Below are 8,058 nucleotides of genomic sequence, written 5' to 3'. Positions count from 1 at the left end.
AAGCAGATCGCCTTCGACCTCGGCGTGTCCGAGGCCACCATCAAGGCGCACCTGACCAGCGTCTTTCGCAAGCTGGGCGTCCAGAACCGCACCCAGGCGGTGATCCTGGCCAAACAGCTGGACGAGGTCTGACTCCTGTCCCGCCGGGAGGAGCGATGAAGGTCAGCTCGACAGAAACGCCTTCAGCGCCGCCGGCTTGATCGGCTTGGGCAGCAGCACCGCCCCCGCCGCCGTCGCCTGCTCCTTCAAGCCGTCGCGCGTGTCGGCGGTGACCAGGGCGATGCGGCGCACGCCGCGCGGCCGCAGCCGGCCGATGACCTCGAACCCGTCCGGTCCTTCGCCCAGGTGCAGGTCGATCACCGCCGCATCGAAGTCGTGCCCGGCGGCCTCGGCCTGCGCCAGGCTGGCGGCCAGGGTCGGCCGCGCCCCCCAGCGCGTCAGCAGGGCCGACAGCGCGTCCAGAATGGCCGGCTCGTTGTCCACGCACAGCACCCTGAGGCCCGCCAGCGGAAGGCGCGGATCGGCTTCCCGCGCCGGCTCGATCACCGGCTCGGCCGGGGCGCGGGGCACGATCACCCGAAAGGCGGTGCCGCGTCCGACGCGCGACGTCATCTCCAGCGGATGGTCCAACAGGCTGGACAGGCGGCGCACGATGGCCAGGCCCAGGCCCGCGCCCGGCTCGTCGACCGGCGCGCCGGGCAGGCGGACGAACTCGCCGAAGACGTGCTCGCGGTCGGCCTCTGGGATGCCTCGGCCGGTGTCGCACACCAGGATGCGCGCCGTCTCGCCGTCGCGCCGCACGCCGACCAGGATGCGGCCCCGGTCGGTGTAGCGGATGGCGTTGACGATCAGGTTCTGCAGCATCGACCGCAGCAAATCGGCGTCGGTCGCGATCCACAGGCCCGAGCGCACGATCGTCAGCCGCAGCCCCTTGGCCTCGGCCACCGGCTGGAACTCGCGCCGCAGCTCGTCGAACAGGGCGTCCAGCGACAGGCGCCGCACCGCCGGCTGGACCCCGCCGGCTTCCAGCTTGGACAGGTTCAGCAGCGCGGTCAGCAGACGGTGGGCGCTGTCGATGGCGCGGTCGGCGTTGGTGGCCAGCCCCTGCGCCCCGTCGTCCAGAGCCGGCTCCTCCTTCAAGGCGGCGATGAACAGGCGCGCGGCGTGCAGCGGCTGCAGCAGGTCGTGGCTGGCGGCGGCCAGGAAGCGGGTCTTGGAGGCGGTGGCGTCCTCGGCGACGCGGCGGGCCTCCTCTAGCCGTTCGGTGCGGTCCGCCACCCGCGCCTCCAACCGCTCGTTGGCCTCTTCCAGCTGGCGCGCGGCGCGGCGCAGGGCGGTGATGTCGGTATAGCTGGTGGCGTAGCCGCCGCCGGGGATCGGCGCCCCGGACGAACCCAGCACCCGACCGTCCGGCCGCGGCCGCTCGTGCTCGTGCGGGATGCGGCGGCTCAGCGCCTCCAGCCGCCGCTCGACCCAGGCCTCGACGTCGTCTGGGCTCTCCCCGCGCTCGGCGTTCAGCCGGTAGATCTGGGCGATGGGCAGGCCGACGTGGACGAAGCCGGGGGGCAGGTCGAACATCTCGACATAGCGCCGGTTCCAGGCCGTGACGCGCAGGTCCTCGTCGACCACGATCACGCCCTGGTCGATGTTGTCCAGCGTGGTCTGCAGCAGGTCGCGGTTGAACTGGACCGCCTGCGACGCTTCGTCCAGCATCCGCACCACGTCCTCGGGCGCGCGGCCGCCTCCGGCCAGGGCGGCGGAAATGACCCGCCGGGCCGAGGCCGCGCCGATGGCGCCCGCCAGCATCCGCTCGGCCCCGCGCGCCAGGGCGGCGTCGGCGGGATCGGCGTCCTTCAACGGGGTGTCGGTCTCGCGCGCCCAGGCGGCGAAGGCCCGCTCCGCCCGTTCGTCGCCGATGAAGCGGGCGACCAGCGCGCGCAGGTCGCCGACCGAGGCTCCGGCGGGCGAGGGACGCCCCTCCAGCCAGTCCGGCCCCAGCCGGTCCACGAAGGCCCGCGCCTGGACCCGGTCGATCAGTCGGGGCTTGGCCCAGCGGGACACCACCACATAGGTCGCCAGGTTCAGCGCCAGGCTGACGAAGACGCCGGGCGCGAAGGCGTCCGTCAGGCCCAGAAGGGCGGGGACCTGCCAGGCGGCGCCCGGCGCCAGCTGCGGCAGGGCCAGCATCACCAGCCATACAGCCACCCCGACGGCGATGCCGGCCAGGGCGCCGTGGGCGTGGCCGCCGCGCCAGACCACCGCGCCCAGCAGCGCCGGGGCCAGCTGGGCCATCGCCGCGAAGGACACCAGGCCCATCGCCGCCAGTCCATGGGTCTGGTCGGTCGCCTGGTAATAGACCCAGGCCAGCAGAAGCACCGCCACGATGGCCGCGCGCCGCACCTGCAGGATGGTGCCGGCCATGTCCGAGGCGTCGCCGCGCCGCCGCCAGCGGTCGCGCGCCACAAAGGGCAGGATCAGGCTGTTGGACACCATGGCCGACAGGGCCACCGCCTCGACGATCACCATGGCCGTCGCGGCCGAGAAGCCGCCGACGAAGACGATGGCGGTCAACGTCTGCTCGCCCCGGCCGAAAGGCAGGGCCAGGACCAGCAGGTCCGGATTGACGCTGGGCGCGAACAGGGCGCCGGCCGCCACCAGCGGCAGCACCGCCAGGCTGGTCAGGGCCAGATAGAGGGGAAACACCCACCGGGCGCGCCGCACCTGGGCCGGCTCGGCGCCCTCGACGAAGGCGACGTGGAACTGACGCGGCAGGCAGAAGATGGCCAGGGTCGCCACCAAGGTGATGGCGGTGAAGCGCGGCGTGACTTCCGGCGGGGCGGCCAAGGCGCCCAGGCCCTGCGCGATCCGGCCCGCATCGCCTTGCCCCAGCAACAGGAACAGGGCGAAGCCGGCCACCATCAGCAGGGCGCCCAGCTTGACCACCGACTCCAGGCCGATGGCCTGGATCAGGCCGCGATTGTGCTCGGTCAGGTCGGGCCGTCGCGCCCCGAACAGGATGGCGAAGAAGGCCAGCACCCCCGCCAGCACCAGGACGGTCAGCCGCTCGGATCCCGCCACGGGCGTTCCCGCCGTCAGAAGGGCGCCGGCCATCGAGAGGCTTTTCAGCTGCAGCGCGATGTAGGGCAGGGACCCCAGGATGGCGACGATTGTCACCACCGCCCCCAGGGTCTGGCTCTTGCCATAGCGGGAGGCGACGAAGTCGGCCATCGACCCCACGTTCTCGCGCCGGGCGGCGGCCGCGACCCGCCGCCAGACGGGGAACAGCAGGGTCAGCCCCAGCACCGGGCCGATGTAGATGGGCAGGTATTCCCACGCCGTGCGCGCCGCCGTTCCGACCGCGCCGTAATAGGTCCAGGAGGTGCAGTAGATGGCCAGCGACAGGGCATAGACCGACGGCCCCAGGCCGCCGCCCCTGGCGCGCGCGGCCGGCCGCTCCTGCGACCAGGCGACCGCGAACAGCACGGCCATGTAGGCGGCCACCAGGGCCAGGATCACCAGGCTGAACATGGGTCGCATCTGATCCGGCCGCCGCCGCGCTCACAAGGGGCGTCGGCGCAGGCCCGGCCTAAAAAGAGCGGGGCGGGCCGCTGGTCGACGGCCCGCCCCCTTCATCCGCGCCTGAAAGCAGGATCAGGCGTTGATGTCGACGTCCTTGCCTTCCTTCACGAACAGGAAGCCGACCACGACGGTGATCAGGGCCACGACGATCGGGTACCACAGGCCGTAGTAGATGTTGCCCGTGGCCGCCACCATGGCGAAGGCGGTGGTGGGCAGGAAGCCGCCGAACCAGCCGTTGCCGATGTGATAGGGCAGCGACATCGAGGTGTAGCGGATGTTGGTCGGGAACATCTCGACCAGGGCGGCCGCGATCGGCCCGTAGACCATGGTCACGTACAGCACCAGGATGAACAGGATGGCGACCACCATCGGCTTGTTCACCTCGTCGCTGGCCGCCTTGGCGGGATAGCCGGCGGTGGCCAGCGCTTCGCCCAGCGACGCGTCCCAGGTCTTCTTGCCGGCGGCGAAGTCGGCGCCGCTCATGGACTCGCCGCGGAAGCTGGGCACCACCACGTCGTCGCCGATGCGCACCTCCGCCACCGTTCCGGCCGGGGCCTCGACGTTGGTGTAGTTGATGCCCGCCTTGGCCAGATAGGACTTGGCCAGGTCGCAAGAGTGGTTGAACACGGTCTTGCCGATCGGGTCGAACTGGACGTTGCAATCCGCCGGGTCGGCGTAGACGGTGATCGGCGAGGTCGCCGTGGCGCGCGCCAGGGCCGGGTTGGCGGCCGTGGTCAGCGCCTGGAACAGCGGGAAGTAGGTCAGCGCCGCCAGCAGGCAGCCCAAGAGGATGATCGGCTTGCGGCCGACCTTGTCCGACAGCCAGCCGAAGATGACGAAGAAGGGCGTGGCCAGCAGCAGGGCGACCGCGATCAGCACGTTCGACAGCGAGGCGTCGACCTTCAGCACCCGCTCCAGGAAGAACAGGGCGTAGAACTGGCCGGTGTACCAGACCACCGCCTGACCCGCCGCCAGGCCGACCAGGGCGATCAGCACCAGCTTCAGGTTCGGCCATTTGCCGAAGGAGTCCTTAAGCGGGGTCTTGGAGCCCTTGCCTTCGGCCTTCATGCGCTTGAACGACGGGCTTTCGGACAGCTTCAGCCGGATCCACAGCGACACCGCCAGCATCAGGATCGAAACCAGGAACGGAATGCGCCAGCCCCATTCGGCGAAGGCTTCCTCGCCCACCGCCGTGCGCACGCCCAGGATCACGACCAGGCTCAGCAGCAGGCCGGCCGTCGCGGTGATCTGGATGAAGGAGGTGTAGAAGCCGCGCTTGCCGTGCGGAGCGTGCTCGGCCACGTAGGTGGCCGCGCCGCCATATTCACCGCCCAGAGCCAGCCCCTGGATCAGGCGCATCAGCACCAGGATGATCGGCGCCGCGATGCCGATGGCGGCATAGGACGGCAGCAGGCCGACCACGAAGGTCGACAGGCCCATCAGCAGCATGGTCACCAGGAAGGTGTTCTTGCGCCCCCACAGGTCGCCCAGCCGCCCGAAGACGATGGCCCCGAACGGCCGCACCGCGAACCCCGCGGCGAAGGCCATCAGGGCGAAGATGAAGCCGGTCGTCTCGTTGACGCCCGAGAAGAACTGCACGGTGATGATCGCCGCCAGCGATCCGTACAGATAGAAGTCGTACCATTCGATGACGGTGCCGACCGAGGAGGCCAGGATCACCAGGCGATCGTTGCGACCCACCTGATGCTCTTCCCCCCCGGACGCAGCTGCGGCGTCGGTAGCCATTGTCCTGTTTCCTCCATGTCGCCGTTGATCGGCCGTTCTGACGCGGCCTTTGGCGGACGCGCGAACCGGGACTTTGACGCACGCCGATACGGCTGGAGAGACAGACTTTGGTCGCAGACCGGCGCTCAGCCCTCCAGCGAGATGACCGGCCCGGCTTCGGGGCGGCGGGCGGCGCTGGCGCCGGCGCGGCGCTTGAACCAGCGGCGGATGCGCGACTGGATCGGATTGTCGATGACGAAGTGGAAGGCGAAGGCGAAAGCCACCGCCGCGGCCACGCCCAGCGCCCACAGGGCCCACTGGGCCGCGACCGGCAGCGCGAATTTGGCGATCAGCACATTGACCGCGCCGAACCAGGCGATGCGCACCACCTCGTTGGTGATGAACATGGAGAACGAGACCATGGCCGCCGTCTCGACAAGCCTGGACGGCTTGCGCACGGACGTGGCGCCGGCGGCCAGGATGATGACCGAGATCAGCGTCAGGGCGACAAGGGCGTGCTTGTCGTGGAGCTCGACGGCGAAGAAGCCGACCGCCGCCAGCACCCCGGCCCAGCCGGCCAGCTTCGGCGAAATCCAGACCTTCTGCGCGAACCAGGCCAGGCACATGCCCAGGAAGAACAGCGGCAGGGCGCGGATGAAGCCGTAGCGCATCGGCATCTGATAGACGGGGTAGTCCAGGATCCACCAGCACAGCTGGTTGGCGGCCAGATAGACCCCCACGCCCAGCGCCAGCGCCGACCACGGCCCCAGCCGCATCAACCCCCGGATGATCCAGGGGAAGGCCAGGTAGCAGCCGATCAGGGCCGAGATCGACCAGGTCGGGGCGTTCCAGCCCAGGCCGCCGTACACGCCGAACGACTGGACCAGCAGCAGCTGCGCCGGCAGCTGATCCCAAGCGAACCATTCGGGATTGCGCGGCGCCACGCCCACGGCGGTGCTCAGCACCACCAGGCCGACCAGCGACAGGCCCATGATCAGGTGGGCCGGCACGACGCGCAGGAAGCGCTTCAGAAAGAAGTCCCCGGGCGACATCCGCCCCTTGTCCACCGCCGCCCCATAGACGCGCATCAGGACGTAGCCGGAATCGATCAGGAAGAAGTTGGTCAGCAGGAAGCCGCCACGCTCGAAGATCGGATTGACGATCGCGGCCAGGTGCGCCGGACCCGCGGCCTGGAAGTGATGCAGGATGATCAGGAAGGCCACGATGAAACGCAGCGCGTCCAGCCAGCCGCCACGCGCGATCTGGACTGTCTCATTCCGGGTCGAAAACAGGCTCCACGGCATCGAAAACGCCTCCTTGACCCAGGATCACGCAAGGGGCGCGCCGGGAATGGGGCGAAGATCAGATCGGGTCAGATCAGGGGCTGGGCGCGGTCGCGAATCCATTGCGACAGCACCCATTTCTCCCCATCCGTGGGGGGAAGACCCGTGTGAAGACTTTTCTCGACGGGGCGCCCCTCCCGGTCGACATTGAAGAACAGCAAGGCGTCGCCCGCCTTGGCCTTGAAGTCCCATTCCAGCCGGGGAAAGCCGGTTTCGCCGCCCGCATAGTCGTCGTTCAGATAGGCCAGGAAGGTGGCCGTGCGTTGACCCTGGCGGCGCAGCGCCTCGGCCAGCGCCGGCGCCGCGGGATCCAGATAGTCGTAATGCGGCCGATACTGCTGGCCGACCTGGTAGTTCAGCACATTGGCCGGCTCGAACGTTTCGAGGCGCAGGCCCGACGCCACCGCCATGCGTGCGGCGATCAGCGTCAGCACCACATCGGTGTCCAGCAGGCCGAAGCCGGCCCCGCGGCTGGTGCGGATGTCGTCCGTCCTCACGCCGCCCGCATCGGCGTCATAGACCCTGAGCGCGTCCAGCCGCTGGGCCGCCCGCCGACGAGTCCAGAGGCGAGCGAGAGGAGGCAGGAAGTCGCCGAAAACGCCGATTCTGGGTGTCTCGCTGATCTCTGTCGGCGCCGGCGCGCGCAGCCATGCCGGCAGATCAATGGCGCGCCGGGCCGCCTTCAGACGATTTTCGGACAGGGGGGCGCCGCGATCCACGCGCTCCAGAAGGTCCGCATCGTTCGCCAGCACGGCCAACTGCGCACGCGCGCCGACATTGTCCTTCAGAGCGGCGCTCAGCAGCAGGTCCAGCGCCGCGTCGCCGTTCGGCGGGCGACCCAGACCACGCAGCAGCAGCACGGCGGACCGCAGCGCGGCCTCGACGCCGCCCCTGTCCGACGCGCGATGGATGCGTTCGGCGCCCTGTGCGGGGTCGAACGGGGCGGCGCGTCCGACCAGAAGGCGCGACCCCAGAGCCGTCTCGGCCTCCAGGCTGCCGCCCGCCGCCGCCTGCTGCAGCCAGGCCACCGCCACGTCGTGACGTCCCTCCCGGTCGAAGATCGCCGAAAGGGCGATCTGCGCCTTCACGTCGCCGCCCTTGGCCCGGGCGTGAAGCGCCATCGGATCCATTGGTTCGGCGCCGGGCACGGCCGTCACCCCCGCACCAGCCGCAGGAACTCCTCGCGCGTCCTCGGGTCGTCGCGCACCACGCCAAGCAGGCAGCTGGTCGACAGGCTGGCGCCGGGGACGTTGACGCCGCGCAGGGTCATGCAGCTGTGCTCGGCCTCGATGACCACGCCGACGCCCTGGGGCTTCAGCACCGTCTGGATGGCCTGGGCGATCTCGGAGGTCATCTTCTCCTGGATCTGCAGCCGCCGGGCGAAGCCGCGCACCACCCGCGCCAGCTTGGA

6 protein-coding genes are annotated in these 8,058 nt (G+C 70.3%); 1 reads left to right on the top strand and 5 read right to left on the bottom strand.

Translation table 11 applies throughout. The annotated features are described in order from the left end of the window. Positions 1 to 132: helix-turn-helix domain-containing protein (locus B2U11_RS09640; protein WP_349680721.1), on the top strand; the 132-nt coding region annotated here is incomplete at its 5' end. Between the two features lie 30 nt (positions 133 to 162). Here the strand turns inward: B2U11_RS09640 and B2U11_RS09635 are convergent. The 5 genes from B2U11_RS09635 to B2U11_RS09615 form a co-directional block, all read right to left on the bottom strand. Beyond that, on the bottom strand, positions 163 to 3,528 hold the full coding sequence (locus tag B2U11_RS09635; protein WP_292071378.1) for a PAS-domain containing protein: 3,366 nt from the start codon (positions 3,526 to 3,528) through the stop codon (positions 163 to 165). A gap of 123 nt (positions 3,529 to 3,651) precedes the next feature. Next, positions 3,652 to 5,325 (bottom strand): MFS transporter, encoded by a 1,674-nt coding sequence (locus B2U11_RS09630; protein ID WP_292071377.1) that lies wholly within the window; start codon positions 5,323 to 5,325, stop codon positions 3,652 to 3,654. Positions 5,326 to 5,450: 125 nt separating this feature from the next. Continuing rightward, positions 5,451 to 6,608 carry an acyltransferase family protein gene (locus tag B2U11_RS09625; protein ID WP_292071376.1) on the bottom strand — a complete coding sequence of 386 codons (1,158 nt, stop codon included), beginning with the start codon at positions 6,606 to 6,608 and terminating at the stop codon, positions 5,451 to 5,453. 68 nt (positions 6,609 to 6,676) lie between these two features. Next, positions 6,677 to 7,768 carry a 2OG-Fe(II) oxygenase gene (locus B2U11_RS09620; RefSeq protein WP_292071375.1) on the bottom strand — a complete coding sequence of 364 codons (1,092 nt, stop codon included), beginning with the start codon at positions 7,766 to 7,768 and terminating at the stop codon, positions 6,677 to 6,679. 32 nt (positions 7,769 to 7,800) lie between these two features. Next, on the bottom strand, positions 7,801 to 8,058 hold a 258-nt coding region (locus B2U11_RS09615), incomplete at its 5' end, for a GTP cyclohydrolase I (RefSeq protein WP_292071374.1).

It is taken from the genome of Brevundimonas sp. UBA7534 (assembly GCF_002479325.1).
Lineage (GTDB): Bacteria > Pseudomonadota > Alphaproteobacteria > Caulobacterales > Caulobacteraceae > Brevundimonas.
Note: the sequence above shows the minus strand (reverse complement) of the source record. Positions and strands in the feature narration are given on the sequence as shown.

Bases quoted from the DNA above. Each gene is read 5' to 3' on its own strand.
- B2U11_RS09635 (WP_292071378.1), bottom strand. From the start codon at position 3,528: ATGTTCAGCCTGGTGATCCTGGCCCTGGTGGCCGCCTACATGGCCGTG.
- B2U11_RS09630 (WP_292071377.1), bottom strand. From the start codon at position 5,325: ATGGCTACCGACGCCGCAGCTGCGTCCGGGGGGGAAGAGCATCAGGTG.
- B2U11_RS09625 (WP_292071376.1), bottom strand. From the start codon at position 6,608: ATGCCGTGGAGCCTGTTTTCGACCCGGAATGAGACAGTCCAGATCGCG.
- B2U11_RS09620 (WP_292071375.1), bottom strand. From the start codon at position 7,768: ATGGCGCTTCACGCCCGGGCCAAGGGCGGCGACGTGAAGGCGCAGATC.